The following is a 22,959-nucleotide window of genomic DNA, read 5'->3' as shown; positions in this document are numbered from 1 at the left end:
ATGGCCCACCGGCCCTCGAAGAGGACGCTCTCGAAGAAGACCCAGAGGCGACTGCTCGGCGTCGGCGGCGTCGTGCTGCTCGCCGGGCTCAACGCCCCGGCCGTCATCGGCTTCGCCTCGGAGCAGTACTACGAGTACAAGATCGCCCAGCCCGGTTACCAGGCGAAGTACGGCTCCTGGAAGCAGCTGGACATCCCCGAGGAGTTCCGTACCAACGCCATCCACGCGGCACTCCTGCACACCGGCAAGGTGCTGATCGTCGCGGGCTCGGGCAACGAGCAGAAGAAGTTCGACAAGGGTTCCTTCGACACCGTCCTGTGGGACCCGAGGACCGACACCTTCAAGAAGATCCCCACACCGGTCGACTTCTTCTGCGCCGGACACGCCCAACTGCCCAGCGGCCGCATGCTCGTGGCCGGCGGTACGGCCCGCTACGAACGGCTCGACGGCGAGGTCGAGCGGGCCGGTGGTGGTATGCGCGTGAAGAACGAGAACCCGGGCAGGCCGATCGTCCTCAAGAAGGGCACCCGCTTCCGCTCGCCCTCCGGTGTCGAGTACGTCAGCAGGTTCGACGTCACCGTTCCCAAGGCCAAGCGCACCCACAAGATCACCTACAACAAGGCCGGCGTCATGCAGCCCTGGAGGACGAAGGTCGAGGCGAGCGAGGCCCGGGTCTTCGTCGAGGCCATCGAGGACGGCCCGGCCCCGGTCACGGACAAGCGGGGCCAGTACGAGATCCTCGGCCTGAAGGGCAAGGACGCGGACAACACGTACGGCCTCGCCGAGAAGATCACCATGGAGAAGCAGGACTTCCAGGGGATCAGGGCCGCCTACGAGTTCGACCCGACGGCGGAGAAGTACGTGCCCGTCGAGCCGATGGACAAGGCCCGCTGGTATCCGACGCTAGTCGGGCTCCAGGACGGGCGGGTGCTCGCGGTCTCCGGACTCGACGACGTCGGTGTGGTCGACCCCGGCGACAACGAGATCTACGATCCCGGGACCAGGAAGTGGACCCCGGGCCCCAAGCGCTACTTCCCCACCTACCCGGCCCTCTTCCTCACCCAGGGCGGCAAGCTGTTCTACCCGGCCTCGAACGCCGGTTACGGTCCCGCCGAACTCGGCCGCGAAGCGGGTCTGTGGGATCTGAAGACCAACAAGTTCGAGAAGGTGCCCGGCCTGAGCGACCAGGACGAGACGGAGACCTCGGCCTCGCTCCTGCTGCCCCCGGCCCAGGACCAGAAGGTGATGATCCTCGGTGGCGGAGGCGTCGGCGAGTCCGGGAGATCGACCTCGCGCACGGCCGTCGTCGACCTCAAGAAGGACAACCCCGTCTTCGAGGACGGCCCCGATCTGCCGCAGGGCACCCGCTACCTGAACAGCGTGATCATGCCGGACGACTCGGTGTTCACGTCCAACGGCGCGAAGGACTACCGGGGGCGCGGCGCCAGCAACGTCCACAAGGCGCAGTTCTACGACCCCAGGACCAACTCCTTCCGCACGGCCGCCTCGCCGAAGGTCGGCCGCAACTACCACTCCGAGGCGCTCCTGCTGCCCGACGGCCGGATCGCCACCTTCGGTTCCGACCCGCTCTACGACGACCAGCAGAACACCAAGCTCGGCCACTTCGAGCAGCGCATGGAGATCTACACGCCGCCCGCCCTGCACAGACACGGCAAGAATCGCCCCGTACTGGGGGACGGCCCGCAGGAGGTGGACGGCGCCGGCCGTGCGACGTTCGCGACCCGGCACCCGGAACAGGTCGTGAGCGCCCGTCTGATGCGGCCCAGCGCGGTCACCCACACGACGGACGTCGAGCAGCGGTCCATCGCGCTGGGGCTCACCAGGACCAGGAACTCGGTGACCGTGGACGTACCGAAGGACCGGACGCTGGTGCCGCCCGGCTGGTACATGCTGTTCGTGACGGACGGCGACGGGACACCGTCCGAGGCGAAGTGGGTCCAGGTCAGGTGACGTGCGGCCGGGCGCGGCCTGCTTCGCCTTCCGGATGCGGCTACTTCGCCTCGGAGTTGCGGGCAAGACCCAGGGCGTAGTCCGCCCACCACTGTCCGGCCGGAGGGCCTCCGCGGCACTGTCCGTCCGACTCCCCGGGCCGCTTGATCCACAGGTACGCGTCCACGAGCGGGTCGCCGGTGTCCGTGGTGGGCGGGGCGCCGAGGGCGCGGCCCGGCGGGTTGCACCAGGCCTGGGAACGGTCGCCGCCCAGCGGGCCGTTTCCGTTGCGGCTGGTGTCCATGACGAAGTGCTTGCCGCCGAGGGCCGCGGAGAGGCGGCGGCCGTACTGCTTGGTGGTGTCGTCCGTCTGGAAGTTGGAGACGTTCAGGGCGAAGCCGTCGGCGTTCGCGACGCCGGCGCGTCCGAGAGGCTCGACGAGCCTCGCCGGTTCCTGGATCCAGGCCGGGTTGCCCGCGTCCAGGTACACCTTCGTGTTCGGCTGCCGCTTCAGCCGCACGATCGCCTCGGAGAGCAGCTGCTCGCGCTCCGCGTGATACTCGCCCGGGGTGCAGCCGTCGACGATGTGGGCGACCGCGTCGGGCTCCAGGACGACCAGCGCGCCGCTGTCACCCAGCGTCCGCGCGAACCGCTCGACCCAGTCCCGGTAGGTGTTCGCGTCGTACGCCCCGCCCGCCGAGTGCTGACCGCAGTCGCGGTGCGGGATGTCGTACGCGACGAACACGGCCGTACGCCCTGCTTCGGCCGCCGCCCCGATGGCCTGTCTGATCATCGGCTCGGGGTCCTCGTCGTCCGGCCACAGCGCCGCGGGCCGGTCCGCGATGCGCTTGAGCAACCGGGCGTCGGTCCCGCGCCCCTCCCGCTCCCACGCCCGGACCTGCCGGGCGGCGGGACTCGCCGGGTCGACCCAGAACGGCGAACCGGCGCCGGGGCTCGCCTGCGCGCGGGCCTCACGGGCGAGGGCGGTCGCGTCCTCCCCGGACGGGGACGAGCAGCCCGTCGCGAGTCCGAGCCCGAGCGCGGCGGCCGCGACGGACGCGGCAAGCACGGCGAGGGTACGGGTCTGGGTCGGCCGGAACATCCTGCCCCCTTGGGCACTCGGGCGAAGGTGACGGTCAGTGACAGATTCCAGTCAGTGACGAATCCCGGGCAGTGAAGAATCCCGGGCAGCGACAGATTCCGGCCATCGTTACATAACGCACCTATCGGTCACGGGTGCGACACCAGGCGACACCGGGCGAGGCCTGACGGCTCGGCGGGGCTTCCCCCGCTGAGCCGCCGAGCTGTCAGGTTTCGCCCGCCGCCAGCGCGATGCCGAGCGGCGTCCGCTCGTACAGCACCTGGTGCCTGTAGCGGTGTGAGACGAGCAGGCCCGCGTCGCGCAGCGCCGACAGGTGTGCGGAGACGGACGAGGGAGCGAGGTCGAGGCGGTGCGCGAGAGCCGTGGTGGCGGCCGGTTCGTCGAGCGCGGCCAGCACGGTGGCCCGGCCGCGGCCGAGGATCCGCACGAGGGCTTCGGGCGTACGGCCCGACGGCTCGGCCCACAGGCCGCCGATGCCGCGCGCGGGGTAGACCAGCGTCGGCTGCCAGGGCGGGTCGAAGCCGCTCACCACGTCCGGCCAGGTGAAGACGCTGGGCATCAGCACCAGCCCCCGGCCGCCGAGGTCGCGTACATGATCCCCCTTCCAGTCGATCGTGAGCCCGCCCGGGTCCCAGGCGACCCGCCGGTCCAGCTCGGGCAGCAGTCCGGCGAGGCCCACCGCGGCGAGGCGCCGCGAGTGGAAGGCCACGTCGGCCTCCAGGAGGGCGCGGAGCCTCGGCCAGGCGGGTTCCACGAGGGTGTGCCAGGCCGCCTCCATCGTGTCCGCGAGCTCCCGTACCGCACGTGCCGGGTCGGCGAGCAGCGCCCGGCCGAGCGGGGACTCGGCGGCACCGGGGGTGTCCGCGAGCGAGAGCGCGATCTCGGCGCGCGCGACCTCGGGACCGGTGCCGCGTACGGCGGCGATCTCCTCCTCGAACGTGGCCGCGGGCCCGATCGGGGGCGGCATCAGACAGTCCGGGCTGTTCCCGTGCTGCGGCATGAGCAGCCACAGGGGCTCCAGGTCCAGTGCCGCCGCCGCGGTGTGGATGCGGCGCAGCCACGGGGCGTGATAACCCTGCCGTTCCGAGCGCTTGAGGGTGCGGATCGCCTCGTGGGTCTCCCACAGGGGGGACACCGCGAAACGGCAGTTGAGGAAGTCGTCCTCCCGGAAGAGGAGATGGAACGGCATCGTGCCTCCCGGTGGAAGATTCGGCCTGAGCCGAAACTCTATGGCGCCCGGCGCGCACGCGTGAGGCTGCTCCCCATGCTGGAAGAACCACACACGACAACACAGACCGTGCCGACAACACAGACCGTGTCGACGGCGTCGGATACGGCGGCGTCGGAGGCGCCGGAGTCCTCCGGCGACGCGGGGCGCGGCGGCTACCGCGCCGCCTTCGCCGTCAAGGAGTTCCGCGCCGTCTTCGCCGCGCACGCCCTGTCCCTGCTGGGCGTCGTCGTCAGCGAGATCGCGCTGACCGTGCTCGTGTACCAGCTGACGGGATCGCCGCTGCTCAGCGCGCTGGTCTTCGCGCTGGGCTTCCTCCCGTACCTCGTGGGCGGAACGCTGCTGTCCGGAGTGGCCGACCGGTTTCCGGCGCGGCGGGTGCTCGTCGTGTGCGACCTCGTGTGCGCCGGATGTGCGGCGCTGATGGCCCTGCCGGCCACCCCGGTCGCCGCGCTGCTCGGGCTGCGGTGCGTCATCGCGGCCGTCTCACCGGTGTTCAGCGGCACCCGGATGGCCACGCTGACCGAGATCCTCGGAGACGGCGACCTGTTCGTACTCGGCCGTTCCCTGCTGCGGATCGTGTCGCAGAGCGCCGTGCTGGTGGGCTTCGGTCTTGGCGGCATCCTGCTGACCTTCGTGCCGCCGCGCGGGGCGCTGGTCATCACACTGGGCACCTTCCTCGCCTCCGCGCTGCTCCTGCGCCTCGGCACCCGGCGCAGGCCCGCGCGCGGCGGCGGCGGATCGCTGATGCGGTACTCGCTCGCCGGCACCCGGCAGGTCCTCGGCGACCGCCGGATCCGGGCGCTGCTGCTGCTCCTGTGGGTGCCGCCGATGTTCGTCGTCGCGCCGGAGGCCCTCGCCGCCGCGTACGCGGACGAGATCGGGGTCGGCACCGCCTGGATCGGCCTGCTGATGTGCGTGATGCCCATCGGGACGATCGCGGGGGAGCTGTACGCCGGCGCCGCCCTGTCGCCGGCGGCCCGCTCCCGGATCGTGCTGCCCCTCGCGGGCTGCGGTCTGCTGCCGCTCCTCGCCTACCCGTTCCACCCGGACCCCGGCTGGATCCTGCTCGCGCTGCTGCTCGCCGGGTCGGCGGGCGCGTACACGCTGGGGCTCGACCGCTGGTTCGTGGACGCCGTGCCCGAGGAACTGCGCGGGCGGGCCATGACCGTGCACACGGCCGGGCTGATGACCATCCAGGGTGTGGGCATGGCGCTGGCCGGAGCGGCCGCCGAGTTCTGGGCCGTCAGCACGGTCGTGGGCGGGGTCGGCGTGCTCGGGACGCTGTGCTGCCTGCTCCTGGCGGCCGAGGTACGGCGTACCGGAAAGCCCGCGGGAGGGGCTGAGGGAGAGGCTGAGGGAGGGACCGCGGAAGGGCCTGCGGGCGGGCCTGCGGGAAGCGGCGCGGGCGTGGCGGAGAAAGGGGCTCATATCGATACGCGAGACGGGGCTGACCACGATGTGACCGGCCGGTAGGGTCTTTGCCGTGCCGAAGCCGCTCAGCCTTGCCTTCGATCCCATCGCCCGAGCCGACGAACTCTGGAAGCAGCGCTGGGGATCCGTGCCGTCCATGGGCGCGATCACCTCGATCATGCGCGCGCACCAGATCCTCCTGGCCGAGGTGGACGCGGTCGTCAAACCGTACGGGCTGACGTTCGCCCGGTACGAGGCCCTGGTGCTGCTCACCTTCTCCAAGGCCGGAGAGCTGACGATGTCCAAGATCGGCGAGCGGCTGATGGTGCACCCGACGTCCGTGACGAACACCGTGGACCGGCTCGTGCGGTCGGGGCTTGTCGACAAGCGGCCCAACCCCAACGACGGACGCGGCACCCTCGCCTCGATCACCGACAGGGGACGCGAGGTCTGCGACGCGGCCACCCGCGAGCTGATGGCGATGGACTTCGGCCTCGGGGTGTACGACGCCGAGGAGTGCGAGGAGATCTTCGCGATGCTGCGGCCGCTGAGAGTGGCCGCGCACGACTTCGACGAGGAGTAGGGCCCGACCGCGCGGGCCCGGGGGCGCCCGAAGATCGTGCGAATCCGGTGGTTAGGCTCGTAGCCATGAAAAAGAGCGTGCTGACCCGCTACCGCGTCATGGCCTACGTCACCGGTGTCCTGCTGGTCCTGCTGGTCCTCGGGATGATCGGCAAGTACGTGCTCGACCTGGACGGTGCCGCGGACTTCACGCGTGTCGTCAGCGTGGCGCACGGCTGGCTGTACGTCGTCTACCTGGTCTTCGCCTTCGACCTCGGCTCCAAGGCGAAGTGGCCGGTCCCCAAGCTCCTGTGGGTCCTGCTCGCCGGCACCGTCCCCACTGCCGCCTTCTTCGTGGAGCGCAAGGTCAGCCGCGAACTGGAGCCGAAGATCACCGAGGACTCGGGCGCGGTCGCCAAGGCGTAGGGCTGCCCCTGGAGCGCCTCCTGGAGCGCCCCTGAAGCCCGGCTGGAAGCCCCTCCAGCCCCTCCAGCCGCCCCGCCGAACGAGTGCCACCACCGCCACGGAGGGATCCGTGGCGGCCCCCCATCGACATTTACTAGGACGTCCTAGTAAATTCGAGAGTATGGACGCTGACGCCATTGAAGAAGGCCGCCGACGCTGGCAGGCCCGTTACGACGCCTCACGTAAGCGTGAGGCCGACTTCACCACGCTCTCCGGGGACCCCGTGGAACCGGTCTACGGACCGCGGCCCGGGGACACGTACGACGGGTTCGAGCGGATCGGCTGGCCCGGGGAGTACCCGTACACGCGGGGTCTCCACGCGACGGGCTACCGGGGGCGGACGTGGACCATCCGGCAGTTCGCCGGGTTCGGGAACGCCGAGCAGACCAACGAGCGCTACAAGAAGATCCTCGCCAACGGCGGGGGCGGGCTCTCCGTGGCCTTCGACATGCCCACGCTCATGGGGCGCGACTCCGACGACCCCCGCGCGCTCGGCGAGGTCGGCCACTGCGGGGTCGCGATCGACTCCGCGGCCGACATGGAGATCCTGTTCAAGGGCATTCCGCTGGGTGACGTCACGACGTCGATGACGATCAGCGGGCCCGCCGTGCCGGTCTTCTGCATGTACCTGGTGGCCGCCGAGCGCCAGGGCGTGGACCCGGCGCTGCTCAACGGCACGCTCCAGACCGACATCTTCAAGGAGTACATCGCGCAGAAGGAGTGGCTCTTCCAGCCCGAGCCGCATCTGCGGCTCATCGGGGACCTGATGGAGCACTGCGCGACGAAGATCCCCGCGTACAAGCCGCTGTCGGTCTCCGGCTACCACATCCGCGAGGCGGGCTCGACGGCCGCGCAGGAGCTGGCGTACACGCTGGCGGACGGCTTCGGATACGTGGAGCTGGGGCTCAGCCGTGGGATGGACGTGGACGTTTTCGCCCCCGGCCTCTCCTTCTTCTTCGACGCGCACCTCGACTTCTTCGAGGAGATCGCCAAGTTCCGGGCGGCGCGGCGGATCTGGGCGCGGTGGATGCGGGACGTGTACGGGGCGCGGTCGGAGAAGGCGCAGTGGCTGCGGTTCCACACGCAGACGGCCGGCGTCTCGCTCACGGCCCAGCAGCCGTACAACAACGTCGTCCGTACGGCGGTCGAGGCGCTGGCCGCAGTGCTGGGCGGCACCAACTCGCTCCACACGAACGCGCTGGACGAGACACTGGCTCTCCCCTCTGAGCAGGCGGCGGAGATCGCGCTGCGCACCCAGCAGGTGCTGATGGAGGAGACCGGCGTCGCCAACGTCGCGGATCCGCTGGGCGGTTCCTGGTACGTCGAGCAGCTGACGGACCGGATCGAGGCGGACGCGGAGCGGATCTTCGAGCAGATAAAGGAGCGGGGGCTGCGGGCCCACCCCGACGCGCGGCACCCCATCGGGCCGATCACCTCCGGGATCCTGCGCGGGATCGAGGACGGCTGGTTCACCGGGGAGATCGCCGAGTCCGCCTTCCAGTACCAGCGGGCCCTGGAGAAGGGCGACAAGCGGGTCGTGGGGGTGAACGTCCACCACGGGTCCGTCACCGGCGACCTGGAGATCCTGCGGGTCAGCCATGAGGTGGAGCGCGTGCAGGTGCAGGAGCTGGGCGGGCGCCGGGCCGCCCGGGACGAGGCAGCCGTGCGATCCTCCCTGGACGCCATGCTGGCTGCCGCGCGGGACGGGTCGAACATGATCGCCCCGATGCTCGACGCGGCGCGGGCCGAGGCCACACTCGGGGAGATCTGCGATGTCCTGCGCGACGAGTGGGGGGTGTATACGGAGCCGCCGGGGTTCTGAGGAGACACTCCGCTCCGGGGCCCGGCCTCACCGTGCCAGGATGGGCCGCTGAGAAAGGGGCCTCGTGAGCTGGGATCCGTACGAACTGCTGGAGCCGTGGCTGGCGGTGACCCTGTATCCCCCGCGTACTCGCGAGAACTACCAGGCGCACACCGGCGAGTGGCTCGATCACTGCCGCGAGTCGGGGCTGGAGTGGGACAAGGTCGCCGCCCAGCACATCGCTCTGTGGGCCCATCGGCCCGGGGCGTCCCACAGTGCCACGGCGCGGCGCGTTTCCGCGGTCCGTTCCTTCTACGCGTACGCGGTTCGCCGGGACGCCGCCGTGTACAACCCCGCGGCCCGTCGTCCCCGCCTTACGAATCCGGCCCAACTGACTCCGGCGGGCCTCGACCCATGGCAGATCGCGGTGCTGCTCACCGCGTTCGACGAGCGGCGTCCCCGCGCCTCGCCCCACCCTCATCAGGACCGTGCCTGCGGTTACCTGCAGCTCGGCTTCGGGCTGCGCGCCGGAGCCCTTCTCTCCGTCAACCTCGACGACCTCAGCACCGAGCGGGACATCGGCCGCGGCGCCGATACGCTGCGCCTGCCGTACGAAGGGGGCGGATACCGGCTGGTGACCCTTCCGTCACTCGTCGGCGAGGCCGTCAACGCCTACCTTCCGCGCCGCCGCCCGCCCCGTGACAGCACGCACGGCGGGCCGCTCTTCACCAACCGCACGGGCATCAAGATGCCGCACCGCTGGCCACATGACCTGCTGCGTGCGGTGGCCGTGGCGAGTGGCTTGCTTTCAGACTCAGGAGGCGCATCGCGCCCTGGTCGATCACGTACGGGGCCGGGTCCTGGCCGACGGTGAGCCCGCCCGGCTGGTCACCGACGTACGCCGACCGCGCTTTTGCGGTGCTGGAGGACGGGATGCGGGACTATCTGCGCCCTTATGTGATGTGCGTCATGCGGCGACCCCTTGGGGCAGGATTAGTTTTTGGTCAGTTTTGTTGAAGGGTGCTTACTCCGCCCTCCTGGTCTTCACGGGGGATTACACAAGGAAAGTGCAGTTTGGGCGCACCATGGTCGCAGTCCAGGTCGTCAGATGTTCTGCGAGCGCTTTCAGGCCACACTGCTCCTGACTCGGAAGTCGAGTCTTGTTCGGAGTTGTTTGCTATGCGTAGACGCGACCGAAGCCGAGAAGGACGCATCCAGCGCCCGCAAGGCCGCCTCTGACGCCACGGCCGAGGCGGACGCGGCGGACTTCTCCGCGGACCTGGCCGAAATCGACGCGGCTGTCGCGCAAACGGCTGCCGACAACGGGCAGCAGGCCGCGAAGGACGCTCAGGCGGCGGCCACCCGCGCCGAGGAGGAAGAGTGCAAGCGCCTGGTGGAGGAGCGCCGCAAGGCGTTCGAGTCCGGCGACGCCGGTGTCACCGGGATCGGCGGTCCGCTGAGCGCGGACGACCGGGCCGTCCTGCTCGCCGCGTGCGGGCAGAGCTGCGTCGACGACTGGGATGAGGCCACGGCCGCCGCCACCGCCTCGGTGATCGACTGGGTCAGGGCGAACGGCGCCGAGGTCCTGCTGGAAGTCATCGGCGTCAACGACCTCAAGCGCTGCCTGGGCCAGGGCGACGTGGAGAGCTGCCTATTGACCGCTGTCAACGTCGCCGCCCTCGTGGTGGTCGTCGGCAAGTTCCCGGTGGTCTCCAAGGCGATCACCACCGTCGCCACGAAGATCGGGCAGTTCTTCGACAGGGCGGAGTGGGGCAAGCGGACCCTCGACCATCTCCGCAAGGTCATCGAGGCCGCGAAGAAGGAGCCGGACCGGGGATCCACCTCCAGCATTCCGTGCACCCATCCCGGCGCGGCCGGATGCAAGAACATCACCTTCCCGTTCAAGGGCAAGGGCCCCGGCAAGGACAAGCTGGGCTCCGACAACAAGTACCACCTGAAGGAAGGCGACTTGGACGAAAACGTCTTCGACTACGTCAACGACAAGACCTTCAGCAACCGGATCACGAACATCGACCTGATCAAGGGCGGCGTTCTCTGGGAGAACAAGACGGTCACGGGCCGTGTCCTCAGCCAGGCCGAGATGGAGAGGTGGGTCAGCAAGCATGTCGGCAAGAAGGTAGCGTCGTACCAGAAGGCACAAGAGTTCGTGAAGGGATATGAGGATGCCCCGATCGGAATTCGCTTCGAGGACCCCAAGAATCAACACCGTCAACCCGGGCATGAAGGCTCTCGTGGAGAAGCGTCTGGCGAAGCTCCGCGAGGAGTACCCCGGTGTCAACATCAGGTTGTGGTGGCCGTGACGACCGACGATTTCTACCTGGGCGCCTACTGGGGCGACAGGGCGGAGTCGGCGGCCGGGTGCGCCCGCCGCCTGGCGTCCTTCCTTGACCGTCTCGCAGCGCTGCACCCCGGCCTGGAGGAGTGGTACGGGCCGTTCGAGGGCGATGACGAAGAGATACCGGAGGTCCGGCGGATCCCTTCCGGAGTGGATGCCCTGGAGGCGTACATCGAGGAGAACCGCCCCTGGAGTCCCGACGCGGCCGACGAGACACTCGGCTTCGACGTATCGCTGTGGACCGAGAACCATGCCGTGCCGCTCGGCGTCCACTGCGGGATACACGCGGACACGCCGACCCTGCTGAACTGCGTCGTGCTGGATTTTCCCGAACCATCCGAGTCCTGGGCCGGGTCGTACGACCCGAAGACCGTCCGGGCGGTGCTGATGTCAGTGGTCGAGGTCTGGGAACCCGACTGGGCCACGTTCATCAATGCGTCGATGCGTGAGGCCCAGGGGGGGTCAAGCGGCGAAGCCCTTTCGTCGGTTTGCTGACGTACTTGTCCGGTTCCCCGGCATCAACCGTCGCCGATTTTCCGGAACTTGTCGTGGAAGATCTGCCGAACGGGGTTCTTCTGACCCGTCCGGGACGAGTCCTCTGATCCTCCCCTGATCCCCCCATTGTCCGGTGAGGGGTGGGCGGAGCACGCACCTCCGCCCACCCCTCACGGCTTCACCACGTTCGAAAGAAGTCATGAGAGCTACCACGAAGACCACATCGCTGCTCGTCGGTGCCGCGCTCCTGGGCAGCGCGGCATGCGGCGCGGACTCCGACAGCGGACCGAGAGAGACGAAGAAGACTCCGTCGGCCGACGCGACCGGAACTGGAACCGGAACGGGATCGGAAACCGGTCAAGGCCGAAGCGGGGGCCAGGAGTCCGAGGCCGGCGGCACGGCGAAGACGCTGACGAAGAAGCAGCTCGACAAGGCCGTCCTGCAGGGCACGGTCAAGGGCTACAAGGCGGGCGAAGTCCCCGCGATGGATGTCCCGCCCCAAGGCGGAGTGTCCGTGGACCGCGCCGAGTGCGCACCCATCGCGTACCTGATCAGCGGTCAGTTGAGCGTGCGGCCGAAGAGCGTGACATACCGGTCACTGAAGCCGGCCGACCTGAAGAACGCGACGGTGGGCAACGTATGGCTGTCCTCCTACGACGGCGACGGCGTCGAGCGGGTGATCGCAGACCTGGACAAGGCCGTCGACCAGTGCGAGAAACCCTTCAAGGTCGCCGGGTTGACATATCGCTCGGTCGAACGCGTCGGATCGGCGCGGAACGCACGGGTGGACTTCCGGGTGACCGGCGACATCAGCAAGCAGAACATCACCATGAACTACGCAATTGTCCGCTCCGGGAACGTCGTCGCAAGTTTCTATGGCGTCAACATGCTGAAACCGGAGAAGGGGCTGATCCCGAACAGCGTGGTCGAGTCGCAGGTCGGTCGCCTCTCCCACGGATAGCGCGTGGCGGGGGGACCCTCCGGGCCTCCCCGACACGTCACGCCGGCAGCCGCGCGGTACTCGCCCGTTCCGTCAACCGCGGCGGTGGCAGCGTCGCCTCGGTACGGCCGCGCCGCCATCAGCCCAGTCAGGCGGAACGGATCCGGGCAAAACCCGTCAAGTCACGAACATGCCGGGGCCGTGGCGAGCCCTCCGGATTTGACTGTCCGTATGAGGTGATTGAGGGAGGCCGGGGTGGTGGCGATGATCTCGTCGGGGGTGTCGCTCTCTCGGAGGCGGAGGACTCCGTCCGGGGTGGCGGCCAAGTAGAGGCAGTCGTTGGACTCGTCGCTGCTGTACGAGGACTTCTGCCAGGTGAGGCGGGGCACCGCGGGCTTCCTCAATCGCGGACCGAGTTGTTGTGACCTGTTGCGTGCGGTGGTCGTGGCGAGCGGCCTGCTTTCAGCGAGCGTATGAGGTGGCCCAGGCGGGCGGGGGTGGTGGCGATGATCTCGTCGGGGGTGTCGTTCTCGCGGAGGCGGAGCGTGCCGTCGGGGGTGGCGGCGAGGTAGAGGCAGCTGTTGTTCTCGTCGCCGCTGAACGAGGACTTCTGCCAGCTGAGTTGGGGCACTGCGGGCCTTTCTACAGGTCGTACAGGAGATGGTGGATCAGCATCAGGGAGCCTGGCGCCGCCGACGCCTCGGGCGCGCGTGAGGGGGTGATCGGAGGAAGGGCGGATTCTTTCAACTGGTCGAAGAGCATCCGATATTGGGACAGGTGGTCCTGTGTGTCACGGTAGATCGGCTCGTTCGGATGTTCCAGTACGACGGTGGCCAGTTCCTCGACTCGCGGTTGTGCGTACAGGAACGGGCTGGTTACGCCTGGGAAGGTGCGAGTGCGGAACGGGAAGATCTGGATCGTCACGTTCGGCAGTTTCGCCAGTTCGACCAGGTGCAGCAGCTGACCGCGAGTGACGGTGGGGCTGCTGTAGTGCATGCGCAGGGCAGCCTCGTGAATCACCGCGTGCACGGCAGGGGCGTTCTCGCCTGTGAGGAGCCTCTGGCGTGCCAGCCTGAAGGCGATGGCATCTTCGGCGGTGGCGTGTTTGGGTCGTACGTCCCCGAACAGAGCACGGATGTACTCCTCGGTCTGGAATAGGCCGGGAACGAGCAGAGGGTCGTACAGGCAGAGGCCAACTGCGCCGGCCTCCAGTTCCGCGAGGTTGAGCGCGTACTGGTGGACCCGTCCCTGGTAGGAGCTCCACCAGCCCTTGCCGCTGGACTCGGACATGGCAATCAGGGCTTCAAGGTATGGGTCAGAAATGCCCCCATAGTATCTGCACAGCTTGCGGATTCGGTCGGTGGCAATAGCCGTTCGGCCAGCTTCGATCTTGCTCAGGAAAGGGGCCCCCATGTCTGCTGTGGCGGCAGCGTCGTTCGTAGTAATGCCGCTGGCCTCGCGCATCCTGCGCAGCTCGGCAGCCACGCGCCGTTGTCGCTCGCTGATCCTGGTTCGTAGCGCCAAGGCCGCGTCCCCTTCTGGTAGTTGCACGTCACTCATTCGAGGGAGCAGGTGGAAAACCTGGCCCGCTCCATCTACCGTCAGTATCGCAACCAGCACACACCGTGTGCACCCGAGTTGCGAAACTTGCCTGGGATGGAGACCTCATGAACAACAACGAGGACGACTGGGAGTACAGCATCAACCTCCCGCACAGCCCCCTCGCTGTCGGTGTCGTGCGCGGCGCCCTGCGGCTGATGCTCCGGGCGCACGGGCTCGGTGAACTCCTTGTCACGGCCGAGCTGTTGGCCTCCGAGCTGATCACCAACGCGCATGTGCACGCCCCCGGGCCCGTCCTGCCTGCGTGTGAAGCGCTCAGGGAAATGGCTGCGACTCTCGGTGTGGGACACCAGCGGTGAGCCACCTCGGATCCGCCTGTCGGGCGCGGGCGGTGAGAGCGGGCGTGGGCTGGGGATCGTCGAGGAGCTGGCCGATCGGTGGGGCCACTACTCCATGGGGCTGTCCCGCACCGGCGGAAAGCTCGTCTGGTGCGAGCTGGGCGGTTGATGACTCGGGGAGGGGAGGGGGAAGGGGTCAGGTCGGTGAGGCTGCGGACAGCCCGCTCAGCAGGAGCCGGGTGAAGTCGCGGGCCCAGTCCGTGTCGACGGGCTTTGAGCTCACCAGGCAGCGGTGCACGACCGCGCCGGCGATCACGTCGAAGATCAGGTCCGTGCCGCGGGCGGCTGTCTCCGGGTCGTTCTCCGTCGGTAGCTCCCCCCGGGCCTGGGCGCGGGCGCGCCCCTCCGTGACGAGGTGCTTCTGGCGGTCGACGATCGACGAGCGGATGCGGTCACGCAGAGCGGCATCGCTGGTCGACTCGGCGACCACGGCCATCAGCGCGGTCTTGGCCTCCGGGCGGCTCAGGATCGCCGCGAACTGGAGCACCACGACCTCGATGTCCGCGGAGAGGCTCCCCCGGTCGGGCAGTTCCAACTCGTCGAAGAGGGCCGCCACCGCGTCGACCACCAGCTCGTTCTTGCCCGCCCAGCGCCGGTAGAGCGTCGTTTTCGCGACACCCGCGCGGGTCGCCACGTCCCCCAGTGTCAGCCCGGACCAGCCCAGTTCGACGAGAACCGCACGCGTCGCCGCCAGGATCGCCTCGTCGGCCTCGATACTGCGCGGACGCCCCGTACGAGGGGTGGAAGTGCGACTCTGCATGGCGGCGACCATAGCCGGACGTTCCGCTGAGGGGGATCCTGTGGACGGGTGAGGGAGATCACCGGGACGGCCTTCCCCCGGCCGTCCCGGGACAGTTACGCTACGACCTGTAGCGAAAGCGCGACGACCACGCGGTGCCGGGTGGGGACCCGGTGTCAGGAGACGTATCAAGCCTGGCTTTCACAACGCTTTTCACGCAGGCGCGCGGAGGGGGGAGGATAGACGCATGCAGCCACGGAACATGTCCATGAGCGGAGTCGTCGACCTCGCCGCGGTGAAAGCGGCCCAGGAGGCCAAGGCGAAGGCGGAGCAGGCGCGCGCCGAAGCGGTACGGCAGGGCGGCGGGGCCGTTCCCGCGGTGTCCGCGTCGAGTCTCGTCAGTGATGTCGACGAGGCGGGTTTTGAGCGGGACGTCCTGCAGCGCTCCAACGAGGTGCCGGTCGTCATCGACTTCTGGGCCGAGTGGTGCGAGCCGTGCAAGCAGCTCAGCCCGCTCCTGGAGCGGCTCACCGCCGAGTACAACGGCCGGTTCGTCCTCGCCAAGATCGACGTCGACGCGAATCAGATGCTGATGCAGCAGTTCGGGATCCAGGGGATCCCGGCGGTCTTCGCGGTGGTGGCCGGCCAGGCCCTGCCGCTCTTCCAGGGCGCCGCTCCCGAAGCGCAGATCCGGGGCACCCTGGACCAGCTCGTGCAGGTCGCCGAGGAGCGTTTCGGACTCACGGGCCTGACGGTGGACCAGGACGGTGTGCCGCCGGAAGAACCCGCGACGGCCCCCGAGGCCCCGGCCGGACCCTATGACGCGTTGCTTGAGGCCGCCGTGCAGGCCCTGGATGCCGGTGACCTGGGCGGTGCGGTCCAGGCGTACAAGAACGTGCTGAGTGACGACCCGGGGAACACGGAGGCCAAGCTGGGCCTCGCCCAGGCCGAGTTGCTCCAGCGTGTGGAGGGCGCCGACCAGCAGCAGGTCCGCAAGGACGCCGCGGACCGGCCCGGTGACGTACCGGCGCAGATCGCCGCGGCCGACCTGGATCTGGTGGGCGGTCATGTGGAGGACGCCCTGGGGCGGCTCGTCGACGCCGTGGCGCGTACAGCGGGTGACGACCGGGAGGCGGCGCGCGTGCGGCTCCTGGAGCTCTTCGAGGTGGTCGGCGGTGACGATCCGCGTGTGATGGCGGCGCGCCGGGCGCTGGCTCGCGCTCTCTTCTGACCAGTCGCTAAACGCCGGGGCCCGTGATGCCGGCGTGAAGGATTTGCCGACAGAGCTACATTGCGGCCGCGTTTTACCAAAACTTGGTAAACGCGGCCGTTGTTACTGGGAGTAAGACAGAGGCGCTGATCTGTCGGATTCCGTCCAAACTTCTATCTTTTTGTCACCTCCCTGGGTGACACCCTCAGTTGTCGGTCGACATCGACGGGTTGTTGTTCGGTTATCCGGCCGTTACTAGCCAGTAACGAACCCCCTTGTGCGGGCGGCGAGAATGCACCACGATCGGCCACGCTCGGTCCATTACCCTCTCCCGACAACCACTCGGGTCAGCGGGTTTCTCTGGGTCCCCACCGAGTAGGGACGGCGGCAGTGGCGCCGTCCCTCGGACAGGGGGGTCTCTGCCGTTCGGCGGAGCCTGTCCGGCAGGTTGTGCGTGAAGGGTTCAGGCGCGACCAGTGGTTGTCGCTCGGGGGTGATCGCCGGTGATCCGGGTGCGGTTGCGCGCCTCCGGGCCGGGCGCTCTCCTTCCCGAGGACGTAGCACTTCTCCCATCCCTGCCCGGCTGAGCCGCCGTCTGGAGGCTGCCAGGGCCGGAGATGTACGTCCGAGAAGGAGGAAATATGGAGTCCCAGGTGCGTGGCGGGACCAGATGGAAGCGGTTCGCCGTCGTCATGGTGCCGAGTGTGGCCGCGACTGCGTGCATAGGCATCGCCCTTGCGCAGGGCGCTCTCGCCGCGTCGTTCAGTGTGTCGGGTCAGTCGTTCAAGGTGACGGCGGACAAGCTTGTCGGTACCGGCTTCTCGCAGTACGGAGCCATCGACCAGGGGTACACGCTCAAGGGCGCCAAGACGGCCCACCCGGTCGCGGTGTCGGCGTTCAAGACCGCCAAGATCACGAACATGTGCCAGTCCGTGGTCACCCCGGACATCCCGTTGATCGGTTCTGTCACCCTGACGCTGAATGCGGGCGGCAAGGGTCATGACCCGGTCAAGGCCAAGCAGCTCTACATCGACGTCGAGGAGCTTGAGGCCGACGCGACCTTCAGCAACATCGACATCGGTGTTGCGGCCAAGGACGCCAACAAGGGTCCGGGAATCGGCAAGGGTGACCAGGCGAACCCCTTCGGCTTCGCCCAGCAGGCCGACAAGGCCGTGCTGACGGGTGTGAAGCAGACGGCGTGGGCGACCACGGCCGGCACCTTCAAGCTCAGCGGCCTGAAGATGTCGTTTTCCAAGGGTGTCAACGAGTGCTACTAAGCACTCCCCGGGCGGGTGAGGGAGCCTGCGCTGCCTCGCCCGCCCGTCCCCCTACTTCGTAGTACGTGTATCTCTCACAGCAACGCCGTTCCAGGGAGCTGTTTTCCATGAGCGCCGAGACTCCTGCCGAGGCTTCAGCCGTGCGCGGTCAATTCACCGACTGGCGGCTGCGGTTCCGTGCCTGGCGGGGTGGCCGTCCGTTCTGGGCCGGCCTGTTCATCCTGCTCGCGGGAGGCCCGATCGCGTACTTCCCGTATGCGAACCTTCAGATCGGGCATCTCACGCTGGCCATGGCGACGACCGCGGGTGCCGGTTCGCTCATCATCGGGGTACTCCTGGGCGTTCTCGGAATCAGTCTCTGGTACCAGAAGCACGTGCGGGTCTTCGCCGGTGTGGCGGCGATCCTGCTCGGGCTGGTCTCCATCCCCGTGGCGAACATCGGCGGCTTCCTGGTCGGCTTCCTGCTCGCCCTGGTGGGCGGCGGGATGGCCGTCGCCTGGGTGCCGGGCGAGGAACCGACCGAACGCCGGACCGAGACGGACCGTACGGACAAGGGAGGCGCTCCCGAGGCCGCGCAGGCCGACGGGGCGAGCGAGCCGAACGATCTGTCAGGAACGATCCCGATCAACGGGGCGAACGGGAGGCACAGTGCCGGCTGACGAGGTCCAATACGCGGACTCCGCGGGCGAGTCCCGTGAGAGAACCGGGCCGCGGCACGCAGCCCCCAGGAAACCGCTGATCACCAGGCTGCATGTGCCCGCGGGCAAGGCGATAGCCATCGCTTCGATGCCGACCGCGCTCCTCATGGGCATGGGGTTCACGCCGACCCTCGCCCAGGCCGACGACAAGCCGTCGGCGAAGAACCTCACGATCGACGAGTACAAGGACTGCGTCGAGGCGCTGGACGAGAGCGGCAAGGCCGACAAGGACAAGGCCGACAAGGACAAGGCCGACAAGGCAGACGAGGCCGGTAAGGACGAGTCGGCGACCCCGTCGCCCTCCGCCTCGACGAGCGCTCCCGCCTCGGACGACGAGGATCAGGACTCGTCCGACGGCGACTCGGCGGGCAACGGCCCGGCGGGCGACGGCTCTTCCTCGGATTCAGGTTCCGAGGACAAGCCCGAGCCCACCCCGTCCCCCTCGACGAGCGCGCCGGCCAAGTCCGGGAGTGATGCGTCCACGCCGACGCCCACCCCCTCCCAGAGCAGCGGCAACGTCCTGGACGACATCGGCAACGCGCTTGAGGACGTCTTCACGCCCGGCGACAAGGAGTCCGTGTCCCCCAGCGCGGAGCCGTCCGCCACCCCCAGCGCCTCGGCCACGAAGAGCGCCTCCGAGGCGGCCGAGGACGCGAAGGACACGGTCAAGGACACGACCGAGAAGGCCAAGGACACGGTCAAGGACGTGACCGACGCGGCGTCCGAGGCGGCGAAGGACACCACGGAGAAGGCGAAGGAAGCGGCCGGCGAGGCCACTGCCTCCCCCTCTCCCAGCCCGTCCGAGAGCTCCACCACGGACCCGGACGACTGCCCGGCCGCGACGGACGACGAGGGCGGCGTCGAGCAGGGCATCCCGGCCCTGGCCGACGACCCCTGGAAGCTGGAGGCCAGCTCCCTGCTGCTCAAGGGCGCCGACTACCAGGGCGTCGTCAAGGTGAAGACCGCCAACGGCACGGTCAAGGAGGTCCTGAAGTACGTGATCTCCGACGGCACCGACATCGGTGACCTGCACCAGACCGTGGACGACAAGGACGCCGGGGTGAAGTACCACGTCCAGGCGGGCAAGGGCACGACGTCCACCATCACGGACGGCAAGACGGTCATGTACACGGAGAGTATTTCCGGCAACCTGCTCGGGCTGATCCCGATCACGTTCGACCCGAAGCACCCGCCGCCGCTCAACATCCCACTGATCTACTTCACAAAAGTGACGGTCGTGCAGGCCGCCCAGTTCGGCGGAACGCTGACGGTCCCCGGGATGCGGCAGTACAACACGCCGCTCGGATAGTCCCCCAAGGGCCCGGTTCGGGACCACACAGGGCCGTACCCCGGTTCTCCCACTGACGCGGGAGCCCGGGGCGCGGCCCTGCCCAGTACTCGCCCGAGTCCCCCCGGTCACTGCAGGCGCTTCCCCACGCGCCGTTGACGTCCTCCACGCAAGCTCACAAGATCGGTGCCGGAGTACGAGGAGGGACTGCAGGCATGGCAGATTTCATCCGCGGGGGACGGTTGTTCCGGGTCGTGGGATTCAACCCCTCGCACCGGCAGCTGTTCCTCACCAGCGAGTCGCTTGCCGTCAACCGGACCACGTCGCAGGTGGAGGTGTACATCGGGCATGTCCGTCTGATGCTCCTCAAGCCGTACTACCGGGAGGGCGTTCACATTCGGCGGGCCTCGCCCGACGAGTTCGCCGTCCTGCGGGATCGGCACAAGCTCGAACCGGGTGATGCCGAGTACACGTGGATGCTGGAGCCCGACGGCGGTGACAGCTTCGTCATCGGCGGTAAACCGAGCTGGCGTGAGGCCGAGTACGAGCTGATGGGCGACCGTGAGGCCCTGTATGACACCTCCAAGCCCTGGCCTCCGGACTTTCCCGTGGAGTCGGGTCAGGCCGACTGATGCCCTGACACACTGAGGGGTGATTTCCGGTTGAGAAGTCTCCCCGGCGATCTGGACCGGCTCGACCTGGACGGACATGTGCGGCGCTGGCCTGCACGGCCGACCGTTGGTCGCCGGTGCCTGGTAGGAGGCGGTCAAGTCGGCAATGGCACCGTGTGGGAGTCGCGACCCTACGACTCAAGATGTTCGTAGGGCGGCGGCTGCGGAGTGGGCGGGACGAGGAGAGCGCCAGCGATGTCAGAGTTCGTGCGTGAGGGGCGGCTGTTCCGGGTGGTGAGCTTCGCCCCGTCGCACCGTCAGCTCATCCTGCGCAGCGACGCCACGCTGATCGACGGGACGGACACCCGCGTCGAGGTGTTCTTCGGGCATGTGGACCTGATGTTCCTCAAGCCCATCTACCGGAAGGGACTGCGTGTACGCCGGGCCTCCGAAACGGAGTTCGCCACGCTGCGGGGATGTCACGGTCTCGCAGCGGACGACGCGTCATCGACCTGGATGATCGACCCGGACGGCGGCAGCTTCGTCCTCTCAGGTGATCCGGCGTGGCGGGAAGGCACCTGTCGCTTCGAGGACCCGTCCTTGTTCGACTTCTCCCGGCCCTGGCCCTCGGACTTCCCTGTGGAGTCGGGCACTGTCGGCTGAGGTCCCGACGCGCTGAGGGCGTCCTTTGTGGAGCAGGGGGCGCCCTCAGTGGCGTACGGGCCGGTGTGCGGGAGCGGTTCAGCCGCCCAAGCGGTGTACGCGGACCATGTCCGTCGTGCCGGGGACGTCGGGGGGGTGAGCCGGCGGTCGGCAACACCACCGTCGACGCCGTGCTCGGCACCCGCGTCGCGGTCGCCGCGCCCGCTGACACGGCGGGGAACGGCCGATCTGGACGGTCGGTGTCGAGCGGGCAGTGAAGAAGGGGTGGATTGCAGGCATGGCAGATTTTATCCGCGGGGGACGGTTGTTCCGGGTCGTGGGCTTCAACCCCTCGCACAGGCAGCTCTACCTGGGCAGTGACGCGTTGCCAGAGGAAAGGACGACGACGCGCATCGAGGTCTACATCGGCCACGTGGAGCTCATGCTCCTCAAGCCGTATTACCAGGAGGGCGTTCACATTCGGCGGGCCTCGCCCGACGAGTTCGCCGTCCTGCGGGATCGGCACAAGCTCGAACCGGGTGATGCCGAGTACACGTGGATGCTGGAGCCCGACGGCGGTGACAGCTTCGTCATCGGCGGTAAACCGAGCTGGCGTGAGGCCGAGTACGAGCTGATGGGCGACCGTGAGGCCCTGTACGACGCCTCCCAGCCCTGGCCTCCGGACTTCCCCGCAGAGTCGGGCCAGGTCGGCTGAGACCCCGACACGCGCTGAGGGCGCCCCCTGTGCGGCAGGGGGCGCCCTCAGTGGCGTACGGGCCGGTGTGCGGGAGCGGTTCAGCCGCCCAGGTGGTGTACGCGGACCATGTTGGTGGTGCCGGGGACGCCGGGGGGTGAGCCGGCGGTCATGACGACGATGTCGCCCTCGCTGAAGCGGTTGAGCTTGCGCAGCTCCTCGTCGACCAGTTCGATCATCTCGTCGGTGCTGTGCACGAACGGCACGACGTGGGACTCGACGCCCCAGCTCAGCGACAGCTGGTTGCGGGTGCCCTCGTCCGTGGTGAACGCCTGGATCGGCTGGGAGGCGCGGTAGCGGGACAGGCGGCGGGCCGTGTCACCGGACTTGGTGAAGGCCACCAGGCCCTTGCCGCCCAGGAAGTCCGCGATCTCGCACGCGGCACGGGCCACCGAACCACCCTGCGTGCGCGGCTTCTTGCCCGGCACGAGCGGCTGCAGGCCCTTGGAGAGCAGCTCCTCCTCGGCCGCGACGACGATCTTCGACATCGTCTTCACGGTCTCGATCGGGTACGCGCCCACGCTCGACTCGGCGGACAGCATGACCGCGTCCGCCCCGTCCAGGATCGCGTTGGCCACGTCGGACGCCTCGGCGCGCGTGGGGCGGGAGTTGGTGATCATCGACTCCATCATCTGGGTCGCGACGATCACCGGCTTGGCGTTGCGCCGGCACAGCTCCACGAGGCGCTTCTGCACCATCGGGACCCGCTCCAGGGGGTACTCGACGGCCAGGTCACCACGGGCGACCATGACGCCGTCGAAGGCCGCGATGATGGCCTCCATGTTGTCCACCGCCTGCGGCTTCTCCACCTTGGCGATGACGGGGACCCGGCGGCCCTCCTCGTCCATGATCTTGTGTACGTCGTTCACGTCGTGGGCGTCGCGCACGAAGGAGAGCGCCACCAGGTCGCAGCCCATCTGCAGGGCGAAGCGCAGGTCGTCGACGTCCTTCTCGGACAGCGCCGGCACGTTCACGGCCGTACCGGGCAGGTTGATGCCCTTGTGGTCCGAGATGACGCCGCCCTCGATGACGATCGTCTTGACGTTCGGGCCGTCGACCTCGACGACCCGCAGTTCGACGTTGCCGTCGTTGATCAGGACCTGGTCGCCCTTGGAGACGTCGCCCGGCAGGCCCTTGTACGTGGTGCCGCAGATCGACTTGTCGCCCGGGACGTCCTCGGTCGTGATCGTGAACTCGTCACCGCGCTCCAGCTCCACGGGGCCCTCGGCGAAGGTCTCCAGCCGGATCTTCGGGCCTTGCAGGTCGGCCAGGACGCCGATGGCGCGGCCCGTCTCCCTGGCGGCGGAGCGGACCCGCTCGTAACGGCCCTGGTGCTCGGCGTGGGAGCCGTGGCTGAAGTTGAAACGGGCCACGTTCATGCCGGCCTCGATCAGCGAGACGAGCTGCTCGTGGGAGTCGACGGCGGGGCCAAGTGTGCAGACGATTTTGGAACGGCGCATGGGGGCGATCC

General features: G+C 68.6%; 24 protein-coding genes and 1 pseudogene. 17 read left to right on the top strand and 8 right to left on the bottom strand.

The window, feature by feature from the left end; translation table 11 throughout:
• A complete protein-coding gene (locus tag AB0D14_RS15170; RefSeq protein ID WP_362778664.1) occupies nucleotides 1-1,971 on the top strand; it encodes a kelch motif-containing protein in 1,971 nt (656 codons plus the stop codon).
• A 40-nt stretch (nucleotides 1,972-2,011) separates the two neighbouring features.
• Here AB0D14_RS15170 and AB0D14_RS15165 read toward each other — a convergent pair whose 3' ends face one another.
• A complete protein-coding gene (locus AB0D14_RS15165) occupies nucleotides 2,012-3,052 on the bottom strand; it encodes a glycoside hydrolase family 6 protein (protein ID WP_362778663.1) in 1,041 nt (346 codons plus the stop codon).
• Between the two features lie 205 nt (nucleotides 3,053-3,257).
• The gene (locus AB0D14_RS15160; protein WP_362778660.1) at nucleotides 3,258-4,241 is read right to left on the bottom strand and encodes a DUF5937 family protein; all 984 of its coding nucleotides are present in this window, start codon (nucleotides 4,239-4,241) and stop codon (nucleotides 3,258-3,260) included.
• Nucleotides 4,242-4,316: 75 nt separating this feature from the next.
• Here AB0D14_RS15160 and AB0D14_RS15155 point away from each other — a divergent pair, with 75 nt between their 5' ends.
• From AB0D14_RS15155 to AB0D14_RS15125, 7 genes are all read left to right on the top strand, one after another.
• Complete coding sequence (locus AB0D14_RS15155; protein WP_362778658.1) at nucleotides 4,317-5,756, top strand: MFS transporter; 1,440 nt, start codon at nucleotides 4,317-4,319, stop codon at nucleotides 5,754-5,756.
• Nucleotides 5,757-5,766: 10 nt separating this feature from the next.
• A complete protein-coding gene (locus AB0D14_RS15150; protein WP_362778656.1) occupies nucleotides 5,767-6,276 on the top strand; it encodes a MarR family transcriptional regulator in 510 nt (169 codons plus the stop codon).
• Between the two features lie 65 nt (nucleotides 6,277-6,341).
• Nucleotides 6,342-6,680 carry a DUF3817 domain-containing protein gene (locus AB0D14_RS15145; protein WP_362778653.1) on the top strand — a complete coding sequence of 113 codons (339 nt, stop codon included), beginning with the start codon at nucleotides 6,342-6,344 and terminating at the stop codon, nucleotides 6,678-6,680.
• Nucleotides 6,681-6,840: 160 nt separating this feature from the next.
• Nucleotides 6,841-8,541, top strand: coding sequence for a methylmalonyl-CoA mutase family protein (locus tag AB0D14_RS15140; RefSeq protein ID WP_362778651.1), 1,701 nt, complete (start codon nucleotides 6,841-6,843; stop codon nucleotides 8,539-8,541).
• Between the two features lie 64 nt (nucleotides 8,542-8,605).
• Nucleotides 8,606-9,394, top strand: coding sequence for a site-specific integrase (locus AB0D14_RS15135; protein WP_362778650.1), 789 nt, complete (start codon nucleotides 8,606-8,608; stop codon nucleotides 9,392-9,394).
• Nucleotides 9,395-9,694: 300 nt separating this feature from the next.
• Complete coding sequence (locus tag AB0D14_RS15130; protein WP_362778647.1) at nucleotides 9,695-11,371, top strand: Imm52 family immunity protein; 1,677 nt, start codon at nucleotides 9,695-9,697, stop codon at nucleotides 11,369-11,371.
• Between the two features lie 199 nt (nucleotides 11,372-11,570).
• Nucleotides 11,571-12,332: a hypothetical protein gene (locus tag AB0D14_RS15125; RefSeq protein WP_362778644.1), complete on the top strand. Its 762-nt coding sequence runs from the start codon at nucleotides 11,571-11,573 to the stop codon at nucleotides 12,330-12,332.
• 161 nt (nucleotides 12,333-12,493) lie between these two features.
• Here the strand turns inward: AB0D14_RS15125 and AB0D14_RS15120 are convergent, their stop codons facing one another.
• From AB0D14_RS15120 to AB0D14_RS15105, 4 genes and pseudogenes are all read right to left on the bottom strand, one after another.
• Nucleotides 12,494-12,700, bottom strand: coding sequence for a DUF397 domain-containing protein (locus AB0D14_RS15120; RefSeq protein ID WP_362778641.1), 207 nt, complete (start codon nucleotides 12,698-12,700; stop codon nucleotides 12,494-12,496).
• 11 nt (nucleotides 12,701-12,711) lie between these two features.
• The gene (locus AB0D14_RS15115; protein ID WP_362778638.1) at nucleotides 12,712-12,942 is read right to left on the bottom strand and encodes a DUF397 domain-containing protein; all 231 of its coding nucleotides are present in this window, start codon (nucleotides 12,940-12,942) and stop codon (nucleotides 12,712-12,714) included.
• A gap of 11 nt (nucleotides 12,943-12,953) precedes the next feature.
• Nucleotides 12,954-13,601 (bottom strand): DUF5753 domain-containing protein, encoded by a 648-nt coding sequence (locus tag AB0D14_RS15110; RefSeq protein WP_362778961.1) that lies wholly within the window; start codon nucleotides 13,599-13,601, stop codon nucleotides 12,954-12,956.
• 39 nt (nucleotides 13,602-13,640) lie between these two features.
• A pseudogene (locus AB0D14_RS15105) lies at nucleotides 13,641-13,871 on the bottom strand (helix-turn-helix transcriptional regulator); the annotation flags it as partial.
• A gap of 107 nt (nucleotides 13,872-13,978) precedes the next feature.
• Here AB0D14_RS15105 and AB0D14_RS15100 point away from each other — a divergent pair.
• Together AB0D14_RS15100 and AB0D14_RS15095 are read left to right on the top strand one after the other, a co-directional pair.
• A complete protein-coding gene (locus AB0D14_RS15100; protein ID WP_362778635.1) occupies nucleotides 13,979-14,230 on the top strand; it encodes a hypothetical protein in 252 nt (83 codons plus the stop codon).
• Nucleotides 14,211-14,378: a hypothetical protein gene (locus AB0D14_RS15095; protein WP_362778633.1), complete on the top strand. Its 168-nt coding sequence runs from the start codon at nucleotides 14,211-14,213 to the stop codon at nucleotides 14,376-14,378. The genes AB0D14_RS15100 and AB0D14_RS15095 overlap by 20 nt, the downstream gene beginning before the upstream one ends.
• A 27-nt stretch (nucleotides 14,379-14,405) precedes the next feature.
• Here the strand turns inward: AB0D14_RS15095 and AB0D14_RS15090 are convergent, their stop codons facing one another.
• Nucleotides 14,406-15,029: a TetR/AcrR family transcriptional regulator gene (locus AB0D14_RS15090; protein ID WP_362778630.1), complete on the bottom strand. Its 624-nt coding sequence runs from the start codon at nucleotides 15,027-15,029 to the stop codon at nucleotides 14,406-14,408.
• Nucleotides 15,030-15,255: 226 nt separating this feature from the next.
• On the opposite strand from AB0D14_RS15090, the gene AB0D14_RS15085 reads away from it, so the two are divergent.
• From AB0D14_RS15085 to AB0D14_RS15055, 7 genes are all read left to right on the top strand, one after another.
• Nucleotides 15,256-16,239 (top strand): tetratricopeptide repeat protein, encoded by a 984-nt coding sequence (locus AB0D14_RS15085; protein WP_362778628.1) that lies wholly within the window; start codon nucleotides 15,256-15,258, stop codon nucleotides 16,237-16,239.
• Between the two features lie 620 nt (nucleotides 16,240-16,859).
• Complete coding sequence (locus AB0D14_RS15080) at nucleotides 16,860-17,495, top strand: DUF6230 family protein (RefSeq protein WP_362778625.1); 636 nt, start codon at nucleotides 16,860-16,862, stop codon at nucleotides 17,493-17,495.
• Nucleotides 17,496-17,602: 107 nt separating this feature from the next.
• On the top strand, nucleotides 17,603-18,154 hold the full coding sequence (locus AB0D14_RS15075; RefSeq protein ID WP_362778623.1) for a DUF6114 domain-containing protein: 552 nt from the start codon (nucleotides 17,603-17,605) through the stop codon (nucleotides 18,152-18,154).
• The gene (locus tag AB0D14_RS15070; protein ID WP_362778621.1) at nucleotides 18,144-19,502 is read left to right on the top strand and encodes a hypothetical protein; all 1,359 of its coding nucleotides are present in this window, start codon (nucleotides 18,144-18,146) and stop codon (nucleotides 19,500-19,502) included. The genes AB0D14_RS15075 and AB0D14_RS15070 overlap by 11 nt, the downstream gene beginning before the upstream one ends.
• Before the next feature lie 194 nt (nucleotides 19,503-19,696).
• Complete coding sequence (locus AB0D14_RS15065; RefSeq protein ID WP_362778619.1) at nucleotides 19,697-20,113, top strand: hypothetical protein; 417 nt, start codon at nucleotides 19,697-19,699, stop codon at nucleotides 20,111-20,113.
• A 234-nt stretch (nucleotides 20,114-20,347) separates the two neighbouring features.
• Nucleotides 20,348-20,755, top strand: coding sequence for a hypothetical protein (locus tag AB0D14_RS15060; RefSeq protein WP_362778617.1), 408 nt, complete (start codon nucleotides 20,348-20,350; stop codon nucleotides 20,753-20,755).
• Between the two features lie 277 nt (nucleotides 20,756-21,032).
• Complete coding sequence (locus tag AB0D14_RS15055) at nucleotides 21,033-21,449, top strand: hypothetical protein (protein WP_362778616.1); 417 nt, start codon at nucleotides 21,033-21,035, stop codon at nucleotides 21,447-21,449.
• Between the two features lie 80 nt (nucleotides 21,450-21,529).
• Here the strand turns inward: AB0D14_RS15055 and pyk are convergent, their stop codons facing one another.
• A complete protein-coding gene (gene pyk / locus AB0D14_RS15050; RefSeq protein WP_362778613.1) occupies nucleotides 21,530-22,948 on the bottom strand; it encodes a pyruvate kinase in 1,419 nt (472 codons plus the stop codon).
• Between the last annotated feature and the right edge of the window lie 11 nt (nucleotides 22,949-22,959).

The organism is Streptomyces sp. NPDC048484 (assembly GCF_040651415.1).
In the GTDB taxonomy this organism is placed as follows: domain Bacteria; phylum Actinomycetota; class Actinomycetes; order Streptomycetales; family Streptomycetaceae; genus Streptomyces.
Note: the sequence above shows the minus strand (reverse complement) of the source record. Positions and strands in the feature narration are given on the sequence as shown.

Bases quoted from the DNA above. Each gene is read 5' to 3' on its own strand.
- AB0D14_RS15170 (WP_362778664.1), top strand. From the start codon at position 1: ATGGCCCACCGGCCCTCGAAGAGGACGCTCTCGAAGAAGACCCAGAGG.
- AB0D14_RS15165 (WP_362778663.1), bottom strand. From the start codon at position 3,052: ATGTTCCGGCCGACCCAGACCCGTACCCTCGCCGTGCTTGCCGCGTCC.
- AB0D14_RS15160 (WP_362778660.1), bottom strand. From the start codon at position 4,241: ATGCCGTTCCATCTCCTCTTCCGGGAGGACGACTTCCTCAACTGCCGT.
- AB0D14_RS15155 (WP_362778658.1), top strand. From the start codon at position 4,317: ATGCTGGAAGAACCACACACGACAACACAGACCGTGCCGACAACACAG.
- AB0D14_RS15145 (WP_362778653.1), top strand. From the start codon at position 6,342: ATGAAAAAGAGCGTGCTGACCCGCTACCGCGTCATGGCCTACGTCACC.
- AB0D14_RS15140 (WP_362778651.1), top strand. From the start codon at position 6,841: ATGGACGCTGACGCCATTGAAGAAGGCCGCCGACGCTGGCAGGCCCGT.
- AB0D14_RS15125 (WP_362778644.1), top strand. From the start codon at position 11,571: ATGAGAGCTACCACGAAGACCACATCGCTGCTCGTCGGTGCCGCGCTC.
- AB0D14_RS15110 (WP_362778961.1), bottom strand. From the start codon at position 13,601: ATGTCCGAGTCCAGCGGCAAGGGCTGGTGGAGCTCCTACCAGGGACGG.
- AB0D14_RS15100 (WP_362778635.1), top strand. From the start codon at position 13,979: ATGAACAACAACGAGGACGACTGGGAGTACAGCATCAACCTCCCGCAC.
- AB0D14_RS15090 (WP_362778630.1), bottom strand. From the start codon at position 15,029: ATGCAGAGTCGCACTTCCACCCCTCGTACGGGGCGTCCGCGCAGTATC.
- AB0D14_RS15085 (WP_362778628.1), top strand. From the start codon at position 15,256: ATGCAGCCACGGAACATGTCCATGAGCGGAGTCGTCGACCTCGCCGCG.
- AB0D14_RS15080 (WP_362778625.1), top strand. From the start codon at position 16,860: ATGGAGTCCCAGGTGCGTGGCGGGACCAGATGGAAGCGGTTCGCCGTC.
- AB0D14_RS15075 (WP_362778623.1), top strand. From the start codon at position 17,603: ATGAGCGCCGAGACTCCTGCCGAGGCTTCAGCCGTGCGCGGTCAATTC.
- AB0D14_RS15065 (WP_362778619.1), top strand. From the start codon at position 19,697: ATGGCAGATTTCATCCGCGGGGGACGGTTGTTCCGGGTCGTGGGATTC.
- AB0D14_RS15060 (WP_362778617.1), top strand. From the start codon at position 20,348: ATGTCAGAGTTCGTGCGTGAGGGGCGGCTGTTCCGGGTGGTGAGCTTC.
- AB0D14_RS15055 (WP_362778616.1), top strand. From the start codon at position 21,033: ATGGCAGATTTTATCCGCGGGGGACGGTTGTTCCGGGTCGTGGGCTTC.
- pyk (WP_362778613.1), bottom strand. From the start codon at position 22,948: ATGCGCCGTTCCAAAATCGTCTGCACACTTGGCCCCGCCGTCGACTCC.